This is a genomic window from Mariniluteicoccus endophyticus, from assembly GCF_054780035.1.
Genome location: NZ_BAAGXC010000028.1, coordinates 1 through 18,036, shown reverse-complemented (window position 1 = coordinate 18,036; position 18,036 = coordinate 1). Strand labels below are relative to the sequence as shown.

Here is an 18,036-nt window from a genome sequence, read left to right as displayed (position 1 = left end):
CCTCCCTATATACATAGAATGTCTATGTAATTGCAATCTCGGTAGGCTCGCCCCATGCGCTGTCTGGACTGGTACGGGGACCGATCGCTCGTCGTGGTCGACATCGGGCTGGCGTGCTGCGTACTCGAGCTCGAGGCGGCGGCCCGCTCGCTGACGGTCTCCGACCTGCGCCCCGACGACCGCGTGGTGGTCGTGGTCTCCGGCACCGTGACCGACGCGCTCGCCCCGGTCGTCCGCGAGATCGTCGACTCGTGCCCCGGCGCGAAGGTCGTCTCGTTCGGCGCCTGCGCCAGCTCGGGCGGCCCCTACTGGGACTCGTACGCGGTCACCAAGGGAGTCGACCAGCTCGTGGGCGTCGATGTGTTCGTGCCCGGCTGCCCGCCGCCACCCGCTGCGCTGCGCGAAGCGCTCGACGGCCTTCGTGCGGAGGTCGCCGCATGACCTGGCACGACGAGGTCGCCGCCCTCCACGCCGCCGGCTTCACCTGGTTCGAATGGCTCGACTGCGTCGACGAGATCGGCCGCGCCGACGAGCTGCGCATCGTCCTGCGCGCGGTCGACCGCACCACCGGTCAGGCCCGCCATGTCGAGACGCGCACGCCGCGTACCTCCCCGTCGGTCGCCTCCGTCGCCGACGTGTACGCCGGCGCGGCCTGGGCCGAGCGCGAGCTGCGCGACCTGTTCGGCGTGGAGTTCGTCGGCGGTGACGACAGGCCCCTGCTGCTGTCGCGCGCCTTCGGCGCCCACCCGCTGCTCAAGAGCGAGGTGCTCGGCGCCCGCGCGGCCGTGGGCTGGCCGGGGGCGAAGGAGCCGGGGGAGTCCGAGGCCGCGCCCAGCCGGCGCCGGATGGTCCCACCCGGCGTACCCGACCCGGCCGTCTGGGGTGACCGCGACCCGGTGGCCGGCCCCGCCGACCCCGCCGAGGTGGCCGCCAGCGCGATCGGCGGCCGCGTGAGGAGGCGTACGCGATGACCGACCCCACCCGCGCCACTCCTCGCCCTCCGAGCGACGCCGTCCGCGGCGAAGGCGAGGAGCGGCTCCACGGCAAGATCCGCCTGATCGAGGAGAGGTGCACCTCCTGCATGATCTGCGCGCGCGAGTGCCCGGTGTGGTGCATCCAGATCGACTCCCACACCGAGGTCGACCCCGACGCCCCCGCCCAGCTGACCGGCCGCGGGATGCGCGAGCGCACCAAGAACGTCCTCGACCGGTTCGAGATCGACTGGTCGCTGTGCATGTACTGCGGCATCTGCGTCGAGGAGTGTCCCTTCGACGCGCTCGAGTGGAACGGCCCCCACGTGCCGCCCGCCGACTCGCTCGCCATGCTCGTGCACGGCGTCGAGGACCTGGCCTGACGCCAGGCGGGCACGGGTTCCGGGCAAGTCCGCGAACAGCTCACGGCGACAACCGACCTACGGTCGGTCTAGGGGATGTCGCTCACCGGGGTCTGGGAAGTGGGGGTCTCCGCCGCGGGCACCTCCGCCATCCACCGCACCTGGTAGGCGGCCATGCGGACCGTCCGCTCCTCGGGGTGGCCCGACACGAGGTCGCGCAGCTGGGATCCGGGGGTGAAGTGGGCCGATGACTGCAGGCCGATCGAGAACGGCTCCGGCGACATGTTCGCCAGCACCAGCACGGTCCCGCGCGGCGAGCGCCGCAGCAACCCCAGCACCTTGTCGTTGCCCGTCTCGACCGGAACCGCCGGCGCCGACGCGTGGAAGGCCGGCGTACGTCGGCGTACCTCCACCAGGTTCGCCAGCGCCGAGAAGACCCGGCACTCGACGGTTTCGGGCGCGAACCGGCGGGCGGCGGCGTCCCAGTCCATCCTGGGGCGGTGGATCCACCGGTTGTCGTCGCGCAGGTCGGGGTCGGCCAGGTAGGAGCGGTCGTTCAGCAGGCCGATCTCGTCGCCGGAGTAGATCAGCGGTACGCCGCCGAACGACAGGACCAGCGCGTGCAGGAGCACGATCCGGCGTACGGCGAGGTCGACGAGCCGGTCGCGCCCGGCTCCGGCCGGCTCGAGGAGGGCCCGCTCGAGGCCCGCCAGCGAGGCCAGCGAACCAGAGATGCGGCGGTCGCCGGTGCGCGGGTTGGCCTGAAACACCTCGCCCGAGGCCCAGGAGCCGTCGAAGTCGCCGGAGTAGAAGTCCGACAGGAACGCCCGGTGCGCGAACCCGTCGTAGCCCACGCGCGCGGCGTCCTCGTCGGTGATGGCCCAGCCGATGTCGTCGTGGAGCCGGGCGTACGTCAGCCACGCCGACGTCGCCGGGATCTCCGGCATCGACCGGATGACCGACCCCAGGAGCCGCGCGTTCTGCTCGGCCAGCGCCGACCACAGCGTCACCATCAGCACGTTGTGGTACGCCAGCTCGCACTCGCGACCTGTCGCGCGGCCGGTGCCGAAGTAGGGCACGAGGTCGTCGGGGGAGACGATGGCCTCCGCCAGCAGGACCAGACCCGGCGCGGCGATCCGCGTCAGCGCGCGCAGCGCCTGCAGGATCAGGTGGGCCTCCGGCTCGTTCTGGCAGGTCGTGCCGAGCCGCTTCCACATGAAGGCGACCGCGTCGAGCCGGACGACCTCGACGCCCTGGTTGGCGAGGAAGAGCACGATCTCGAGCATCTCCCGCAGCACCTCGGGGTTGCGGTAGTTCAGGTCCCACTGCCACTCGTTGAACGTGGTCCACACCCACGAGCCGGTCGTGCCGTCGGGGTTCACCGCGTCGTCGAGCCACGTGAAGTTGCCCGGCGCGAAGTCGGGGAAGACCTCCGGCAGCGTCTTCTCCCAGGCATCGGGTCCCTCGACCCCGTCGCGGTCGGCGTAGAACCAGTAGTAGTCGCGGTAGCGCTCGTCACCCGCCCGTGCCGCCTGGGCCCACGGGTGCTCGGCGGCGGTGTGGTTGCACACCAGGTCGACGACCAGAGACATGCCCTTCGACCGCAGCGTCGCGCCGAGCTCGCGCAGGTCGGCCATCGTGCCCAGCCGCGGATCGACCTCGCGGTAGTCGGCCACGGCGTACCCACCGTCGTTGGCACCCTCACGGGGCTTCAGCAGCGGCATGAGGTGCAGGTAGCTCACTCCCAGCTGCTCCAGGAGGTCGAGCCGGTCGGCCACGCCCTTCAGGGAACCGGCGAAGCGGTCCGCGTACGCGACGTAGCCGATGATGTCCTCGCGCTGGAACCAGTCCGGCGTGACCAGCCGGCGTTCGTCGAGCGCGCGCAGGTCGGCCGGCCGCTCGGCGAACGCGGCCTCGACGGTCGCGAGCAGCCGCTCCACGACCTCGGCGAAGTCGGGCCGGTCGCCGTAGAGACCCTTCAGGGGACGGACCACCTCGTCCAGCAGGGCGGAGCGGCGGGCGGCGAGGATGGCGGTGTCGAGGTCGTGCATGGGGACATCCTTGCAACCCGGGATGGCCGGGGCGCGGCAGGGCTGCAGGTGTGCCCGGAGCACGTAGGCTCGCCCCAGCACGTGTCCAGACCAGGGAGGTGAGCCGGTGAGCTTGATGCCACAGGCGGCGCGCGGCCCCCTCATCTGGGTAGCCACCAAGCGCAACCGCATCATCGGCGCGCTCGTCGAGGCCTACTCCGTGCGCCAGGTGCGTCGCGGCATGCTCGGCACGCTGCTCATCGCACTCGGCAGCCTCACCCCGGCGTTCCTCCCCGAGAACAGCCCGTGGTGGAACGTGCTGGGCATGTTCGAGGGCTTCAAGTGGGTGCTGCCCATCCCGGGCACGCTGGTCACCCTCGTCGGCATCGTCCTCATCATGGACTCGTGGCTGAAGCTGCGCCCCGACCGTCTCGAGCGCTGGGTCGACTTCCGCGTCGTGCTCTTCCTGTGGGCGTTCCCGATGCTGCTCGCGCCGCCGATCTTCTCGCACGACGCTTACGCGTACGCAGCCGAGGGTTACATGATCCACGTCGGGCTCAACCCGTACGAGATGGGCGCGGGCATGCTCAACAACCGCTGGGGCGAGCAGGTCGTCGAGGTGTGGCGCTTCACCCGCGCCCCCTACGGCCCGCTGAGCCTGCAGCTGTCCCACCTCATGGTCGATCTGATGGGCCACTCGCCCTACTGGTCGTCGGCCGCCGGCATGCGCTTCCTGTGCGGGCTCGGCATGGTGGCGGTGGCGATCATGGTCCCGCAGGTGTCGCGCCGGCTCGGCTACGACGAGCAGAAGGCCATGTGGTTCGGCCTGGTCAACCCGCTGACGATCACCCACCTCATCGGCGGCGCCCACAACGACGCTTGGATGATCGGCTTCGTCGCGCTCGGCCTGCTCGCCGCCGTCAACGGCCGTTTCCTGCTGGGCTGCCTCATGGTCGCCGCCGCGACGGCGGTGAAGATGCCCGCGGTGATCGCGATCGTGCCGGTCGCCGTTCTCGCATGGCCCGTACGCCGGGCCGCCGCCTCGTGGTTTGGACGACTGTGGCAGGCCGCATGGCGCGTCATGCTCGGCACGCTCGTGGCCGTCATCGGGTTCGTCTTCATCTCGCTCGCCTGCGGCGTGGGCTTCGGCTGGATCGAGGCCATCAACGTGCCCGGCATGGTGTCGACCATCTCGCCGCCGACGCTGCTGGGTGAGATCACCCGTTGGGTGCTCAACGAGACCGGCCATTACCGTCTCGGCCTCGGCGTGGTCCGTCTGTTCCGCCAGTTCGCCATGGTCGTCACCGTGCTCGTCGTGCTGTGGTTCCTGGTCACCAAGGCCCCGCAGAAGCCGCTGGCGTTCCTGTGCTTCGCGTGGACCGCGATCATCCTCGGCAGCCCGGCCCTGCACCCCTGGTACTTCTCCTGGCCCGCCGTCGTGTTCGTGTTCGCCCGCCCGTCGGCCCAGCTCATGCGTCTGTCGTGCTGGATGACGATCCTGCTGCTGAGCTATTCGTCGGTGAGCTTCTCGTGGCGCAACGACGCGCTGGCCCTCGGCGTCGCGGCCGCCTGCGCGTTCGCCTGGGTCATCTGGGGCCACGACCGCGTCCACTACGCGGGCCGACGCAGGCCCCGGCCCTGACCAGCGGGGTCAGCCGAAGAAGGCCGCGACCTCCGCGTCGGTGACGTCGGCGACCGACCGGTGCTTCCAGCGCGGGGTGTCGCCGCGGTCGACGAGCTGGCAGCGCACGCCCTCGGCGAAGTCGGAGTCGCGGCAGAAACGGGCCGCCATCACGCGGTCCTGGGCCAGCACCTCGTCGAGGGTCATGGTCTCGGCGCGACGGAGCGCGGCCAGCGTGACGGCCACTGACAGCGGCGACCGCTGGGCGACCTGGTCGGCGGCCTCCCGGGCGGCGGGGGCGTCGTGGCCGCGCAGGCGATCGAGGATCTCGGCGGCGGAGTCGGCCGCGAAGCACTCGTCGACCCACGCGTCACGCGTCGGCGCCGGTTGGTTCGCGGGCTGCGGCTCGACGCCGGAGGCGAGCGTGGCCGCGTACGCCTCGGGGTCGTCGCTCTCGGCGTCGGCCAGGCCGGCGGCGATCGCCTCGAGGCCCGAGACCGTACGCCCGGTCAGCGCCAGGAGCGCACCCGTCTCACCCGGTGCGCGGGCGAGGAGGTGGAGCATGCCGACGTCGGGGAAGAAGCCGATGATCGTCTCGGGCATCGCGATCTTCGACCCGGCGGTGACGAGGCGGTGGGATCCGTGGGCGGAGATGCCCAGGCCTCCGCCCATGCAGACCCCGTCCATGTGCGCCACGTACGGCTTGGCGAACGCGGCGATGTCGGCGTTCATCGCGTACTCGGTGGTGAAGAACTCCTCCGGCGCGGCCGAGGCGGGGTCGTCGACCAGGGCCTGGCGTACGGCCTTCACGTCGCCGCCGGCGCACAGGCCGCGCTGCCCTGCGCCGCGCAGCAGCACCACCGCGACCTCGTCGTCGTCGGCCCAGGCCGCGAGCCGCTCGGACACGGCCCGGCACATCGCCGTGCTGAGCGAGTTGATGGCCTTCGGGCGGTTCAGCACGATGTGGCCGACGTTGTCGGCGACGGCGAACAGCACCTCGTCGGTGCCCGTCGGTCCGGGGGCCAGGGGCAGGGCGTCGATGGTCATGCGGCTCCTTCGTCGGCGTACTCGACCAGCACGGGTGCGTGGTCGGAGATGCGGGCCTCGTAGGTCTCGGCCCTCATGGTGCCACCGTGCACCGCACGGGCGGCCAGAGCGGGGGAGGCCAGGTGGTAGTCGATGCGCCAGCCGGCGTCGTTGGCCCACGACTGGCCGCGCCACGACCACCACGAATAGGGGCCGGGGGTGTCGGGGTGGAGCCGGCGTACGACGTCGACGAGCGTGCGCGGGGTGAGGATCTCGCCGAACCACGCGCGCTCCTCGGGCAGGAAGCCCTCGGACCTCTTGTTGGTCTTCCACGCCTTGAGGTCGAGCTCGGTGTGGGCGATGTTGAAGTCGCCCATGACCAGGAACTCTCGGCCCTCGCGGGCGGCGGCGCGGCGTGCCTTCGTGAGGTGGCGGCGGAATGCGGCCAGGAACCGCAGCTTGCGGTGGAAGCGCGCCTCGGAGACCTCGTCGGCGAACGGCGTCCCGCCCTTGGGCAGGTACAGCGAGGCGACGGTCACCCCGGGCAGGTCGACCTCGAGGTAGCGGCCCTCGGGGTCGAACTCGCGGTTGCCGAAGCCGGCGCGGACCGCCATGGGCTCGGCGCGTGACATGATCGCCACGCCGTTGCGGCCTGCGATCTGGCCTGAGTCGTAGGACCAGTGGTAGCCCTCGTGGACGCCGGCGGGGACCAGGTCGGCGGGGCAGCGGACCTCCTGCACGGCCACGACGTCGAGGTCGGCGGCGTCCAGCCACGGGCGGAAGCCGCGGCGTTCGGCGGCGCGGATGCCGTTGACGTTGAAGGTTGCGACTCTCACGGCAGGAACCCTAGCGAGGACCCCGTGGTTGATCGCACGCACGGCGACCCCGCGACGACTCCTGTCGGCGTGTCGCCGCGCGGTGCGTGCGATCGGCCTCGCTGGGGCCATGCGCCTGGCTCAGGCCATCTGGTGACGGAGTTCGGCGGCCGCGGCCGCACCCATCCGCCGACAGAACCGCACGGGGTCGGCGTCGGTGTCGTCCTCGGCGACGATCCGGTGGACGATGCCCGCACCGAGCAGGGAGCGCGACGAGATGCCCTGCTGACGGGTCATCTCCGGGGCGCGGTCGGGGGTGTCGTGCAGGATCACCGAGGCGCCCTCCGGTGGCAGCGGTGACAACCAGGCGTGCTCGGCGGCGACGACGCGACGGGCCGGCAGGATCGCCAACGCGCCGCCGCCGCAGCCCTGCCCGAGCAGGAGCGCCACACTGGGCACCTGCAGCTCGGTCATGTCGGCGATGCAGCGGGCGATCTCGCCGGCGAGCGCGCCCTCCTCGGCGTTGGCGGACAGGTCGGCGCCCGGGGTGTCGATGACGGAGACCAGTGGGAGCCCCAGCTCGGCGGCGAGCTTCATGCCGCGCCGGGCCGAGCGCAGGGCAGCGGGTCCCATCGACTTCTCCGCCTGGTAGCGGCGGTCCTGACCGACGACGATGCACGGCACGTTGTCAAAGGCCGCCAGCGCGAGCAGCAGGCCGGCGTCGTGCTCGCCGTGGCCGGTGCCCGACAGCGGGATCACGTCGTCAGCGGCGTGCCGGAGCAGCTCGCGTACGCCGGGGCGCGCCGCCGAGCGCGTGAGCAGCACCGAGTCCCACACGTCGACGTCGGTCTCGGCCGCGGCGTCGACGACCTCGGTGCCGGTCAGCCTGGACGTCTCAGGGGTGTGCGTACGCGCCGCCGGGTGGAGCAGGCGCAGCACACGCGCGGCGACCGATGCGAGCTGGTCGGTCGGCACGACGGCGTCGATCACGCCCTTGTCGACGAGGTTCTCGGCGACCTGCACGCCCTCGGGGAACTTCCGGCCGTTGAGGGCCTCGTAGACCTTCGGCCCGAGGAACCCGATGAGCGAGCCGGGCTCGGCGACCGAGACGTGCCCGAGCGATCCCCACGACGCGAACACACCGCCGGTCGTCGGGTGCCGCAGGTAGACCAGGTAGGGCAGGCCCGCGGCCTTGTGCTCGCCGATCGCCCGGCTGATCGTGACCATCTCGACGAACGCCGGCGTACCCTCCTGCATGCGTGTGCCGCCCGACGAGGTGGCGGCGAACAGGGGCAGCCCCTCGGCGGTGGCGCGGCGTACGCCAGCCTCGATGCGCCGGGCGGTGCGGTGGCCGATCGAGCCGCCGAGGAAGCGGAACTCGCCCGCGATGACCGCGACCGGCAGGCCGTCGACCGTGCCGCGGCCGGTGATCACGGCCTCGTCGGTGCCGGCGCGCTCAGCGGCGCGGGCCAGCGTGGCGCGGTAGTCCTCGCTGAAGTCCGACACGTCGACCGGGGTGTCCCACGACTGCCACGACCCCTCGTCGAGCGTTTGGTCGATGAGCGCGCGGGCGCCGAGGCGTTCGGACATGGGACCCTCCTTGGTCGTCGATTGGCCCAGCCAATCCGGTTCCGGGATCGGTGTCAACGGGGTCCGGTGGGTGGGTGCGGCGGGGTGGGGCGGGTGGGGCGTCGCGGCGGAGTGTGGTGGATCACTACAGCAGTTAGTACTACAGGTTGTCGCCACCATGCGGGTGACCTCGTGCGGGCGCTGCGGCGCCCGCTTCACCCCCGAGGGCGGGACCACCGACCTGTGCCCGGTGTGCGCGTTCCGCCGGGCGAACCCGTTCGGCACCCAGATGCCACGGATGACAGATGTCACGCGGGACCGGTGACGCCGGGGCCTGACCCGCACGGGCGCCGCCGGGCGACGCTGGAGGCATGAACGACACACCCGCCATCGACCTTGCCGACGTCACCCGGCGCTACGGCGCCGTCACCGCCGTGGACGCCCTCGACCTGACCGTCCCGACGGGACAGATCCTCGCCCTGCTGGGCCCCAACGGCGCCGGCAAGTCGACCACCACCGAGATGGTCCTCGGTCTGGCCCGGCCCGACCACGGACGGGTATCGGTGCTCGGGACCAGCGCGCAGGCCGCGGTCCGCAGCGGCGGGTGCGGGGCGATGCTTCAGAACGGCGCGCTGCTGCCCGACACCACGGTGAAGGTCCTGCTCGGCCTCGTGCACGGCCTGCACGCCCACCCGAGGCCGCTCGGCGAGGTGGTCGAGCGTGCCGACCTCGCGCCGATCCTGGGCAGCCAGGTGGGCAAGCTGTCCGGCGGTCAGGCCCAGCGGCTGCGGTTCGCGCTGGCGATCATGGGCGACCCGCGCCTGCTGATCCTCGATGAGCCGACCGTGGGCATGGACGTCGACGCCCGCCGTAGCTTCTGGGCGACGATGGACGATCTCGCCGACGGCGGACGGACCGTCGTCTTCGCCACCCACTACCTCGACGAGGCCGACGCCTTCGCCGACCGCATCGTCGTGATGAACGCCGGCCGCGTCGTCGCCGACGGCACCGGCGCCCACATCAAGGCCGTCGTCGGCGGCCGCCACATCCGCTTCACCGGACCAGACCGCGCGTACGCCGACCTGCCCGGCGTCGTCAGCGCCGCCAGGGACGCGGCCGGCTGGCTGCTGAGCTGTGCCGACTCCGACGCCACCCTGCGCGCCCTGCTCGCCCACGACGACGTCCGCGACGTCGTCGTCACCGCCCCCACCCTCGAGGACGCGTTCCTCGAGCTCGTCGCCTGAGAGGACCAGACATGACCACCACGACCGAGAAGCCCGCCGAGAGCGCCGCGGGCCCGCGTACGCCCGAACGGTTCGCGCCCGCGGGCAGCCCTCGCATCCTCGCCCACTACACGATCGCCAGCCTGGGTCTGGTACTGCGCGACTGGTCGTTCATCGCGTTCGTGCTGGCGATGCCGGTCTCGATCTACCTGTTCTTCGCCGGCATCTACGGTCACGAGATGTCGGACAACGGCACGCCCGTGGCCGCGATCATGATGGCGACGATGGCGACCTACGGCGGCCTGGGCGCCGCGATGAGCGCGGGCAACCAGATCCAGACCGAGCGCACGACCGGCTGGTTCCGTCAGCTGATGCTGACCGGCCTCACCCCCGCGCAGTTCGTCGTCGGCAAGATCGTCACCGCCGTGGGCGTCGTCCTGCCCGCCATCGGCATCGTCTTCGTCGCCGGTGCGCTGAGGGGCGTACGCCTGCCCCTGTCGACCTGGGCCGTGTCCTTCGTCCTGATCACGCTCGCGCTGCTGCCGATGGTCCTGCTGGGCCTGGTGCTCGGGCTGTGGCTGCGGCCCACCGCCGCCGGGGCGGCGACGACCCTGACGATGCTCGCGCTGTCGATGGTCGGCGGCCTGTGGTTCCCGCTCGACATGATGCCCGCGGTCATGCAGACGGTGGGGCGGCTGCTGCCGTCCTACTGGGCCGGTCAGCTGGGTGTGTGGCCGATCGGTGGCGGTGCCTTCCCGTGGCGCGGCGTGCTCGTCATCGGCTGCTGGACCGTCGGCCTGATCGTCGTCGGCGCGCTGGGCTACGGTCGGGCCGTACGCTCCTCCCGTCGCTGACAGGAAACCCGTGACCACCACAGCCCATCCGGCGCCCGTCCACCGCCCGGACGTCGACGACCTGCCCTGGTACCGCCGCGCGCGGGCCCAGGGCGCGGGCTACTTCGTCCCCAGCGCCTCCTTCGCGCTCATCCCGCTGCTGTTCGCCGACTTCGGGACGGTCAGGTTGCTGCTCGTGCTCGCGGCGACCCTCGTCGTCCTGGTCCTGTTCCTCGGGGCGACCGTCGTCGCCCACTGGGGCGAGGGCCGACGGTGGACGTGGGTGGCGGCGATGTGCGCGTCCATCCTGCTCCTGTCGCTGGCGACGGGGTGGGACTCGCGTCCGGAGTACTACACGCCGTACGCCACGGTCGTCACCGCCTCCCTGATCCGGTGGCGGCGCGCCCGCATCGTCATCGTCGTGCTCTCGCTCGCCGGTCTCGCGTCGGCGGTGGCCGACCGCAACACGTTCGGCGTCATCATGGCGCTGATGGGCCTGGCGCTGGGCTGGTCGATCGGTGCGGGCCTGGACGCCGACCAGGCGCGGGAGGCCCAGCGGCGTGCCGAGGAGCGGTCGGCGGTCCTGGCCGTCGCCGCCGAGCGCGAGCGCATCGGCCGCGACCTCCACGACATCCTCGGCCACTCGCTGACGACCATCGCCGTGCAGGCCGACCTCGTGGCACGGCTGGTGGGCCGCGACGACGACGCCGCGCGCGAGCAGGTGACCGCGCTCGCCGGCGTCGCGCGCCAGGCGCTGGCCGACGTGCGTGCGACCGCATCGGGCATGCGTGAGGTGCGGCTTGCCACCGAGGTGGCGTCGGCCCGGTCGGTGCTGGAGGCGGCGGGCGTCGAGTGCGCCGCGCCGTCGGCGGTGCCGGTGCTCGACGACGCGCGCTCGGAGCTGTTCGGCTACGTGGTGCGGGAGGCCGTCACGAACGTCGTACGCCACGCCGGCGCGACCTCGTGCACGATCACGGCGACCGCCGACACCGTGGAGGTCGTCGACGACGGGCGTGGCATCCGCTCGGAGCAGCGGACGGGCCTGGCTGGCCTGCAGCGGCGCGTCGAGGACGCGGGCGGCCGGCTGCTGGTGGGGTCGAGCGGTCGCGGCACCCGCGTCCGCGCCGAGATGGGGGAGGAACGATGATCCGCGTGGTGGTGGCCGACGATCAGGCCATGATCCGGACGGCACTGGCCGCGATGATCGACCTCGAGGACGACCTCGAGGTCGTCGGGCAGGCGGCCACGTCCGCGGAGGTGGTCGACGTGAGCGGCGGCGCCCTTCCCGACGTCGTCCTGCTCGACGTGCAGATGCCGGCGGGCGGTCTCGCCGTCGCCGACGGCCTGGACGTGCTGCCGGACCTGCGACGCGTGGCGCCCGACGCCCGCGTCGTGGTGGTGACCACGTTCGGCCGTGCCGGCTACCTGCGACGGGCGCTGGAGGCCGGCGCGGTGGGCTTCATGGTCAAGGACGCCCCCGCCGACCAGCTCCTCGACGGCATCCGCCGCGTGGCCTCGGGCCTGCGCGTCGTCGACCCCGACCTCGCCGCGGCGTCGCTGTCGATGGGGCCGTCCCCGCTGTCGACCCAGGAGGCCGCGGTGCTGGCCGCCGCCACCGGCGGCACGTCCACCGCCGACATCGCCCGCCGGGTCCACCTCAGCGAGGGCACCGTCCGCAACTACCTCTCCAGCGCCATCGGCAAGCTCGGCGCCCGCAACAGGGCCGAGGCCCTGCGTACGGCCACCGACAACGGCTGGCTGTAGCCGAGCCGGGCCCTCCCGGGCGTGCCATCATGCCCTCGCGAGGTCTGTTGCTGGCCGTTGGAGGTCAGGAGCTGCTGCGCGGACAGCGGTCAGCGGTAGTTGGTGAACTGCACCGCGAAGTCGTAGTCGGCCTCCTTGATGAGGCGCTGCACGGCCTGCAGGTCGTCGCGCGACTTCGACGAGATGCGCAGCTCGTCGCCCTGGATCTGGCACTTGACGCCCTTCGGGCCCTCGTCGCGGACGAGCTTGGAGACCTTCTTGGCGTTCTCCTGCGAGATGCCCTCCTCGGTCGAGGCCTCCATCTTCCACATCTTGCCGCTGACGTGCGGGTCGTTGGCCTTGACGGCCTTCAGGGAGACGCCGCGCTTGACCAGCTTCGACTGGAAGACGTCCCAGATCTGCTTGACCTTCTCCTCGGAGTTGCCCTCCATCGCGATGGTCTCGCCCGACCACTTGATCGATGAGTCGGTGCCCTTGAAGTCGAAGCGCTGGGAGACCTCCTTCGCGGCTTGGTTGAGCGCGTTGTCCACCTCCTGGCGGTCGACCTTGCTGACGACGTCGAACGAGCTCTCGGATGCCATGGCGTGTGTCCTCTCAGATGGTGCGTACGGGCCATCCTGCCAGTCACCGGACGTCGCGCCGCAGGGGTATCCCGGGTGGGGTGAGCGGGCTCAGCCGCGTACGCGCGGGGACCGGGATCGAACGAAATTGCTCCGGTCGGCGTGGACCCGCTAGAGTCCTTCCTCGCGTGAACAACGCACGGCAGGTTGCCCGAGCGGCCAATGGGAGCGGACTGTAAATCCGTCGGCTTTGCCTTCGCAGGTTCGAATCCTGCACCTGCCACCGACCAGGGGTCCCGGAGAGATCCGGGGCCCCTTGTCGTTCGTCGGTCGCGCGGGGTGTCGTGTGGACCGGTGGCGGTGCGTACGCCGGCCCGCGTACGCCTCCGATGCGCGGTCCCTTGTGGTCCGACAGCGGGATTTGCGTACGCATCACCGGGCCGTGTACCTTTACTCGTCGGCACCGAAGGGTGCCAGGCCCCTATAGCTCAGTAGGCAGAGCGTCTCCATGGTAAGGAGAAGGTCAGCAGTTCGATTCTGCTTGGGGGCTCTGATCTTTGTCGGGCACGACCGCCGTCGAGGATCATGGCGAGGTAGCTCAGTTGGTGAGAGCGCACGACTCATAATCGTGAGGTCGAGGGTTCGAATCCCTCTCTCGCTACAAAAGTGCCTTCCCGCAGGCACGTCCCACACCGAAGACAGTCAACCGAACGAGGATCCGAGATGGCCAAGAGCTCTGACGTACGCCCCAAGATCACCCTGGCGTGCACCGAGTGCAAGGACCGCAACTACATCACCAAGAAGAACCGTCGAAACGATCCGGATCGTCTCGAGCTGAAGAAGTTCTGCCCGAAGTGCCACTCCCACACGGCTCACCGCGAGACCCGCTGACGAGTCCCACGAACACCTGCAACGGCCGCCCCGGAAGGGGCGGCCGTTCTGCGTCCTGCCCGCCTCTCGTCAACGTGCTGCAAGTCAGCCGATCGAAACCGAAGCCGGTGACCCAAGCGCCGTCGCCGTCGTGGCCCGCAGGGCCCCCTACCGGAGGATGTCGAGCCTGCGAGGACGGTTCCGACGCCCATGCGTGAGCGCGGACATGTCGGTCGGTCACGGTAGGTTGGGCGCCATGCCCATCACGAACGACCACATCGGCCGGGTCTACCCGCCGGGAGAGCCGTACGCCGTGACGCGCAGCAAGATCGCCGAGTTCGCGGCGGCGCTCGGTGACGACGGCCCGGCCTACGGCGGACGCGAGCCGATCGCGCCGCCGACCTTCGCGATCGTCGTGGCCTCCGACGCCTGGCAGCAGGTCTTCGCCGACGCCGAGCTCGGTCTGGCTCTCAACCGCACGATCCACGTCGAGCAGTCGTTCGCCCACGTGCGTCCCCTGCGGGCCGGCGACGAGGTCGTTGCGACCACGCGCATAGCCAACGTGCGTACGCGGGGCCAGGTCGACATGATCACCCTCGATGTCGACATCGACACCACCGACGGCGAGCGCGTGTGCACCGCCACGACCCAGGTGTTCCACACCCGTGAGGAGGACGCCTCGTGACCGAGATCCGCATGCGCTTCACCCGCCAACAGTTGGTGCGCTACGCCGGCGCGTCCGGCGACTTCAACCAGATCCACTTCTCCGACCACTACGCCCACGCGCTGGGCCTCGACTCGGTGATAGCCCACGGCATGCTCACGATGGGCGTCGCGATGCGCGCCGCCACCACCCACGCCGGCGACCCGGCGAAGGTCCGGGCGTGCTCGTTCCGGTTCACGAAGCCCGTCCCGGTCCCCGACGACGAGGATGGTGTCGAGGTCGTGGTGACCGCGACGGCCGGAGAACCCGCCGACGGGGCGACGCCGCTGACCATCGTGGCGACGTGCGGTGACACGACTGTCGGCAAGGGCCGGGCGGAGGTGCTCGCATGACTGATGACTCGTGCGCGATACCCGACCACCTCGGGCCGATGCTGGCGACCTACACAACGATGCGCGTCGGCGGCCCCATCAAGAATCTCGTGGTGGCCGGCTCCGAACAACACCTCGTCGACATCGTGGTCGAGGCCGATGCCGCGGGGGTGCCCGTTCTGGTGCTCGGCGGAGGCTCCAACCTGCTCGTCGGCGACGCGGGCTTCGACGGCATCGTCGTGCTCGTCGCCACCCGTGGGATCACCGCCGACGTGTCCACGTGCTCCGGTGCATCAATCAAGGTTGCCGCGGGCGAGCCGTGGGACAACCTCGTCGCCCACACGCTGGCCCAGGGCTGGGTCGGGCTCGAGGCGCTGTCCGGCATTCCGGGCCTCGTCGGCGCCTCGCCCATCCAGAACGTCGGCGCCTACGGGGCGGAGGTCGCCGAGACCATCGCCCGTGTCCGCACCTACGACCGCCACGACAAGGCGGTGCGTACGTTCGCTGCTGCCGACTGCGGCTTCGCCTACCGCCACTCCCGCTTCAAGGCCGAGCCCGGCCGCTACGTCGTCCTGGGCGTCGAGTTCCAGCTACGGCTCGGCGAGCTGTCGGCCCCGGTGAAGTACGCGGAGCTCGCCCGCACCCTCGGCGTCGAGGTGGGGGAGCGCGCGCCCGCGCTCGACGTGCGGAAGGCCGTCCTCGGCCTGCGCCGAGGCAAGGGTATGGTGCTCGACCCCGCCGACCACGACACGTGGAGCGCCGGCTCCTTTTTCACCAACCCCATCGTCCCGACCGACGTGGCCGCCACGCTGCCGGACGACGCACCGCGCTACCCGGCCGGTGACGGCCTGGTGAAGATGTCGGCGGCCTGGCTCATCGACCACGCCGGCTTCACGAAGGGCTACGGCGAGGGCCGTCCCGCGACCCTGTCCACCAAGCACACGCTGGCGCTCACCAACCGCGGCCGCGCGTCGGCCACCGACGTCGTCGCCCTCGCCCGTGAGGTCCGCGACGGCGTACGCGACCGCTTCGGCATCACTCTCGTCCCCGAGCCCGTGCTGGTCGGCATCGAGCTCTGACCACCCGTCCCAGACCAGGAGGACCCATGACCCGCCCTCAGATCAGCTTCGACGTCTGGGCGCCGCGGCGCGACGCCGTCACGCTCCTCGCCGACGGGGAGAAATTCCCGCTCAGTCGCGGTGACGACGGCTGGTGGCGTTCCGACGAGCTGCCCGAGCGCCTGTTCACCACGGGCATCGACTACGGCTACCTTCTCGACGGCTCCGATGACGTGCTCCCCGACCCGCGTACGCGCTGGCAGCCCGACGGCCCCCATGGCCTGTCGCGCACGTTCGACCGCAGCGCGTACGCCTGGGGCGACGACAACTGGACGGGCCGCCAGCTGGCCGGCGGCGTGATCTACGAGATGCACGTCGGCACGTTCACCCCCGGCCCCGACGGGAAAGGCGGCACGCTCGACTCGGCCATCGAGCGCCTCGACCACCTCGTCGAGCTCGGCATCGACTTCGTCGAGCTGATGCCGGTCAACGAGTTCAACGGGGAGCACGGGTGGGGCTACGACGGCGTCGACTGGTACGCGGTCCACCACGCGTACGGCGGCCCCGAGGCCTACATGCGCTTCGTCGACGCCTGCCACCAGCGCGGGCTCGCCGTCATCCAGGACGTCGTCTACAACCACCTGGGGCCGTCCGGCAACTACCTGCCCGCGTTCGCCCCCTACCTCCAGGAAGGCGTCCAGAACCCGTGGGGGGCGGCGATCAACCTCGACGGCGAGGAGTCCGACGAGGTCCGCAAATACATCATCGACAACGCCGTCTCGTGGCTGCGCGACTTCCACGTCGACGGCCTCCGCCTCGACGCCGTCCACGCCCTCGTCGACGCACGCGCCGTCCACATCCTCGAGGAGATGTCGGAGGAGGTCGACGTCCTGTCGACATTCCTCGGGCGCCCGCTGTCGCTGATCGCCGAGTCCGACCTCAACGACCCACGCATGATCACCCCGCGCGAGGCCGGTGGATACGGCATCACCGCCCAGTGGTCCGACGACTTCCACCACGCGCTCCTGGCCAACCTCACCGGCGACTCGTCGGGCTACTACGCCGACTTCGCCACGATGGACGCCCTCGGCAAGGTCTTCGAGACGGGCTTCTTCCACGACGGCACGATCTCCACCTTCCGCGGACGTCGCCACGGCCGCCCCGTCGACACCACGCGTACGCTCACCTGGCGCCTGGTCGTGTGCTCCGACAATCACGACCAGATCGGCAACCGTGCTGACGGCCGCCGCCTGTCCGCCACCCTGACCACCGACCAGCTCGCCATCGCCGCCGCTCTCATCCTGCTCGGCCCGTGCACGCCGATGATCTTCATGGGCGAGGAGTGGGGCGCGTCCACCCCGTGGGCCTTCTTCACCTCCCACCCCGAGCCCGAGCTCGGCGAGGCCGTCTCCAAGGGACGCCTCGAGGAGTTCGCCAAGATGGAGTGGGGTGACGTCGAGGTCCCCGACCCCCAGGACGAGTCGACGTTCACCGGCTCGATGCTCAACTGGGACGAGGTCGACCAAGGCTCCCACGCCGAGCTCTTCCAGCTCTACAAGGAGCTGCTCGTCCAGCGACGCACCCACCCTGAGCTCACCGACCCCCGCTTCCAGTGGGTCACCGTCGAGCACGACACCGAAGACCGCTGGTTCATGGTCCAGCGCGGCGAGCGGCTGTCCATCGTCGTCAACCTCGGCGACGACGGCGCGACCGTCCCGCTCGAGGGCCCGTCCGAGACGCTCTACTCCCGCGGCGACCTTGACATCACCGCCGACGGTGACCAGCACACGCTCAACATGGGTCCCTATTCGTTCGCCCTGCTGAGCCTCGCTGACGCCGACCTCAAGTAGTGAGGCCCGCGCTCTCATCTGTTCTCCGAGGGAGGCCTTCCACAGCCGAGCCCCGCGTTGATCCACGTCACCAAGTGCGTGAATCACCGCGGGGCGATGACGACTGCGACGACGACAGGGGGGCGCAGCGCGAGCCAGGACTACTGGAACTGGATCTCGCGCTTGAGGATCTTGCCCGTCGGGCCCTTGGGCAGGGTGCCGAACTTCACCTTGCGCGGGTACTTGTACGCGGCGACCTGCTCCTTCACCCAGTCACGAAGCTCCTCCGGGGTGAGCGTTGAACCCTCGCGCACGCTGACGAGCGCGCCGATCTCCTCGCCGACCTCGGGGTCGGGGATGCCGAGGACTGCGGCCTCGACCACGTCGGGATGGGTGTAGATGATCTGGCTCATCCCAATCGAGGGTGGGTCGCGGGGGTGGCGCGTCGGTCTCGGGGTAGGCGTCGAGGT

Annotated in this window: 19 protein-coding genes and 3 tRNA genes; 16 read left to right on the top strand and 6 right to left on the bottom strand. The window is 71.0% G+C overall.

Annotation, left to right across the window (positions count from 1 at the left end; genetic code table 11):
• Positions 1 to 54: 54 nt before the first annotated feature.
• Genes ACYVGD_RS13550 through ACYVGD_RS13540 form a run of 3 tightly spaced genes read left to right on the top strand, consistent with a single transcriptional unit; the run spans position 55 to position 1,354 of the window.
• Positions 55 to 441 (top strand): NADH-quinone oxidoreductase subunit B, encoded by a 387-nt coding sequence (locus ACYVGD_RS13550; protein WP_460744306.1) that lies wholly within the window; start codon positions 55 to 57, stop codon positions 439 to 441.
• Positions 438 to 971, top strand: coding sequence for an NADH-quinone oxidoreductase subunit C (locus ACYVGD_RS13545; RefSeq protein ID WP_460744305.1), 534 nt, complete (start codon positions 438 to 440; stop codon positions 969 to 971). The genes ACYVGD_RS13550 and ACYVGD_RS13545 overlap by 4 nt, the downstream gene beginning before the upstream one ends.
• The gene (locus ACYVGD_RS13540) at positions 968 to 1,354 is read left to right on the top strand and encodes a 4Fe-4S binding protein (protein WP_460744304.1); all 387 of its coding nucleotides are present in this window, start codon (positions 968 to 970) and stop codon (positions 1,352 to 1,354) included. Before ACYVGD_RS13545 ends, ACYVGD_RS13540 begins: the two co-directional genes overlap by 4 nt.
• A 68-nt stretch (positions 1,355 to 1,422) precedes the next feature.
• Here the strand turns inward: ACYVGD_RS13540 and ACYVGD_RS13535 are convergent, their stop codons facing one another.
• Entirely contained in the window at positions 1,423 to 3,384 is a 1,962-nt protein-coding gene (locus ACYVGD_RS13535; protein ID WP_460744303.1) for an amylosucrase, read from the bottom strand.
• A 115-nt stretch (positions 3,385 to 3,499) separates the two neighbouring features.
• Here ACYVGD_RS13535 and mptB point away from each other — a divergent pair, with 115 nt between their 5' ends.
• A complete protein-coding gene (gene mptB, locus ACYVGD_RS13530) occupies positions 3,500 to 5,005 on the top strand; it encodes a polyprenol phosphomannose-dependent alpha 1,6 mannosyltransferase MptB (RefSeq protein WP_460744336.1) in 1,506 nt (501 codons plus the stop codon).
• A gap of 9 nt (positions 5,006 to 5,014) precedes the next feature.
• Here the strand turns inward: mptB and ACYVGD_RS13525 are convergent, their stop codons facing one another.
• The 3 genes from ACYVGD_RS13525 to ACYVGD_RS13515 all read right to left on the bottom strand — a co-directional run bounded on the left by ACYVGD_RS13525 (position 5,015) and on the right by ACYVGD_RS13515 (position 8,415).
• A complete protein-coding gene (locus tag ACYVGD_RS13525; RefSeq protein ID WP_460744302.1) occupies positions 5,015 to 6,031 on the bottom strand; it encodes an enoyl-CoA hydratase/isomerase family protein in 1,017 nt (338 codons plus the stop codon).
• Positions 6,028 to 6,846: an exodeoxyribonuclease III gene (locus ACYVGD_RS13520; protein WP_460744301.1), complete on the bottom strand. Its 819-nt coding sequence runs from the start codon at positions 6,844 to 6,846 to the stop codon at positions 6,028 to 6,030. Before ACYVGD_RS13520 ends, ACYVGD_RS13525 begins: the two co-directional genes overlap by 4 nt.
• Before the next feature lie 120 nt (positions 6,847 to 6,966).
• On the bottom strand, positions 6,967 to 8,415 hold the full coding sequence (locus tag ACYVGD_RS13515; protein ID WP_460744300.1) for a carboxyl transferase domain-containing protein: 1,449 nt from the start codon (positions 8,413 to 8,415) through the stop codon (positions 6,967 to 6,969).
• 350 nt (positions 8,416 to 8,765) lie between these two features.
• Here ACYVGD_RS13515 and ACYVGD_RS13510 point away from each other — a divergent pair, with 350 nt between their 5' ends.
• The 4 genes from ACYVGD_RS13510 to ACYVGD_RS13495 are packed head-to-tail and all read left to right on the top strand — an operon-like array spanning position 8,766 to position 12,214.
• Positions 8,766 to 9,638: an ABC transporter ATP-binding protein gene (locus tag ACYVGD_RS13510; protein WP_460744299.1), complete on the top strand. Its 873-nt coding sequence runs from the start codon at positions 8,766 to 8,768 to the stop codon at positions 9,636 to 9,638.
• 11 nt (positions 9,639 to 9,649) lie between these two features.
• Positions 9,650 to 10,471 (top strand): ABC transporter permease, encoded by an 822-nt coding sequence (locus tag ACYVGD_RS13505; protein WP_460744298.1) that lies wholly within the window; start codon positions 9,650 to 9,652, stop codon positions 10,469 to 10,471.
• 10 nt (positions 10,472 to 10,481) lie between these two features.
• Positions 10,482 to 11,597, top strand: a complete 1,116-nt coding sequence (locus tag ACYVGD_RS13500; protein WP_460744297.1) for a sensor histidine kinase — start codon at positions 10,482 to 10,484, stop codon at positions 11,595 to 11,597.
• Positions 11,594 to 12,214, top strand: a complete 621-nt coding sequence (locus ACYVGD_RS13495; protein ID WP_460744296.1) for a response regulator — start codon at positions 11,594 to 11,596, stop codon at positions 12,212 to 12,214. The genes ACYVGD_RS13500 and ACYVGD_RS13495 overlap by 4 nt, the downstream gene beginning before the upstream one ends.
• A gap of 89 nt (positions 12,215 to 12,303) precedes the next feature.
• On the opposite strand, the gene ACYVGD_RS13490 is transcribed toward ACYVGD_RS13495, so the two are convergent.
• The gene (locus ACYVGD_RS13490) at positions 12,304 to 12,795 is read right to left on the bottom strand and encodes a YajQ family cyclic di-GMP-binding protein (protein ID WP_460744295.1); all 492 of its coding nucleotides are present in this window, start codon (positions 12,793 to 12,795) and stop codon (positions 12,304 to 12,306) included.
• A gap of 180 nt (positions 12,796 to 12,975) precedes the next feature.
• Between ACYVGD_RS13490 and ACYVGD_RS13485 the strand changes: the two genes are divergently transcribed.
• The 8 genes from ACYVGD_RS13485 to treZ all read left to right on the top strand — a co-directional run bounded on the left by ACYVGD_RS13485 (position 12,976) and on the right by treZ (position 17,587).
• Positions 12,976 to 13,057, top strand: a tRNA-Tyr gene (locus tag ACYVGD_RS13485).
• A gap of 194 nt (positions 13,058 to 13,251) precedes the next feature.
• A tRNA-Thr gene (locus ACYVGD_RS13480) sits at positions 13,252 to 13,324 on the top strand.
• Between the two features lie 37 nt (positions 13,325 to 13,361).
• Positions 13,362 to 13,435, top strand: a tRNA-Met gene (locus tag ACYVGD_RS13475).
• A gap of 62 nt (positions 13,436 to 13,497) precedes the next feature.
• Positions 13,498 to 13,665: a 50S ribosomal protein L33 gene (gene rpmG / locus ACYVGD_RS13470; protein ID WP_460744294.1), complete on the top strand. Its 168-nt coding sequence runs from the start codon at positions 13,498 to 13,500 to the stop codon at positions 13,663 to 13,665.
• 235 nt (positions 13,666 to 13,900) lie between these two features.
• Positions 13,901 to 14,329, top strand: coding sequence for an FAS1-like dehydratase domain-containing protein (locus ACYVGD_RS13465; protein ID WP_460744293.1), 429 nt, complete (start codon positions 13,901 to 13,903; stop codon positions 14,327 to 14,329).
• On the top strand, positions 14,326 to 14,700 hold the full coding sequence (locus ACYVGD_RS13460; protein WP_460744292.1) for a MaoC/PaaZ C-terminal domain-containing protein: 375 nt from the start codon (positions 14,326 to 14,328) through the stop codon (positions 14,698 to 14,700). The genes ACYVGD_RS13465 and ACYVGD_RS13460 overlap by 4 nt, the downstream gene beginning before the upstream one ends.
• Positions 14,697 to 15,758 (top strand): UDP-N-acetylmuramate dehydrogenase, encoded by a 1,062-nt coding sequence (locus ACYVGD_RS13455; RefSeq protein WP_460744291.1) that lies wholly within the window; start codon positions 14,697 to 14,699, stop codon positions 15,756 to 15,758. Before ACYVGD_RS13460 ends, ACYVGD_RS13455 begins: the two co-directional genes overlap by 4 nt.
• 26 nt (positions 15,759 to 15,784) lie before the next feature.
• Complete coding sequence (gene treZ, locus ACYVGD_RS13450) at positions 15,785 to 17,587, top strand: malto-oligosyltrehalose trehalohydrolase (RefSeq protein ID WP_460744290.1); 1,803 nt, start codon at positions 15,785 to 15,787, stop codon at positions 17,585 to 17,587.
• Between the two features lie 140 nt (positions 17,588 to 17,727).
• Here the strand turns inward: treZ and ACYVGD_RS13445 are convergent, their stop codons facing one another.
• Positions 17,728 to 17,979 (bottom strand): AMP-binding enzyme, encoded by a 252-nt coding sequence (locus ACYVGD_RS13445; RefSeq protein WP_460744289.1) that lies wholly within the window; start codon positions 17,977 to 17,979, stop codon positions 17,728 to 17,730.
• Between the last annotated feature and the right edge of the window lie 57 nt (positions 17,980 to 18,036).

Bases quoted from the DNA above. Each gene is read 5' to 3' on its own strand.
- ACYVGD_RS13550 (WP_460744306.1), top strand. From the start codon at position 55: ATGCGCTGTCTGGACTGGTACGGGGACCGATCGCTCGTCGTGGTCGAC.
- ACYVGD_RS13545 (WP_460744305.1), top strand. From the start codon at position 438: ATGACCTGGCACGACGAGGTCGCCGCCCTCCACGCCGCCGGCTTCACC.
- ACYVGD_RS13540 (WP_460744304.1), top strand. From the start codon at position 968: ATGACCGACCCCACCCGCGCCACTCCTCGCCCTCCGAGCGACGCCGTC.
- ACYVGD_RS13535 (WP_460744303.1), bottom strand. From the start codon at position 3,384: ATGCACGACCTCGACACCGCCATCCTCGCCGCCCGCCGCTCCGCCCTG.
- mptB (WP_460744336.1), top strand. From the start codon at position 3,500: ATGCCACAGGCGGCGCGCGGCCCCCTCATCTGGGTAGCCACCAAGCGC.
- ACYVGD_RS13525 (WP_460744302.1), bottom strand. From the start codon at position 6,031: ATGACCATCGACGCCCTGCCCCTGGCCCCCGGACCGACGGGCACCGAC.
- ACYVGD_RS13515 (WP_460744300.1), bottom strand. From the start codon at position 8,415: ATGTCCGAACGCCTCGGCGCCCGCGCGCTCATCGACCAAACGCTCGAC.
- ACYVGD_RS13510 (WP_460744299.1), top strand. From the start codon at position 8,766: ATGAACGACACACCCGCCATCGACCTTGCCGACGTCACCCGGCGCTAC.
- ACYVGD_RS13505 (WP_460744298.1), top strand. From the start codon at position 9,650: ATGACCACCACGACCGAGAAGCCCGCCGAGAGCGCCGCGGGCCCGCGT.
- ACYVGD_RS13495 (WP_460744296.1), top strand. From the start codon at position 11,594: ATGATCCGCGTGGTGGTGGCCGACGATCAGGCCATGATCCGGACGGCA.
- ACYVGD_RS13490 (WP_460744295.1), bottom strand. From the start codon at position 12,795: ATGGCATCCGAGAGCTCGTTCGACGTCGTCAGCAAGGTCGACCGCCAG.
- rpmG (WP_460744294.1), top strand. From the start codon at position 13,498: ATGGCCAAGAGCTCTGACGTACGCCCCAAGATCACCCTGGCGTGCACC.
- ACYVGD_RS13465 (WP_460744293.1), top strand. From the start codon at position 13,901: ATGCCCATCACGAACGACCACATCGGCCGGGTCTACCCGCCGGGAGAG.
- ACYVGD_RS13455 (WP_460744291.1), top strand. From the start codon at position 14,697: ATGACTGATGACTCGTGCGCGATACCCGACCACCTCGGGCCGATGCTG.
- treZ (WP_460744290.1), top strand. From the start codon at position 15,785: ATGACCCGCCCTCAGATCAGCTTCGACGTCTGGGCGCCGCGGCGCGAC.
- ACYVGD_RS13445 (WP_460744289.1), bottom strand. From the start codon at position 17,979: ATGAGCCAGATCATCTACACCCATCCCGACGTGGTCGAGGCCGCAGTC.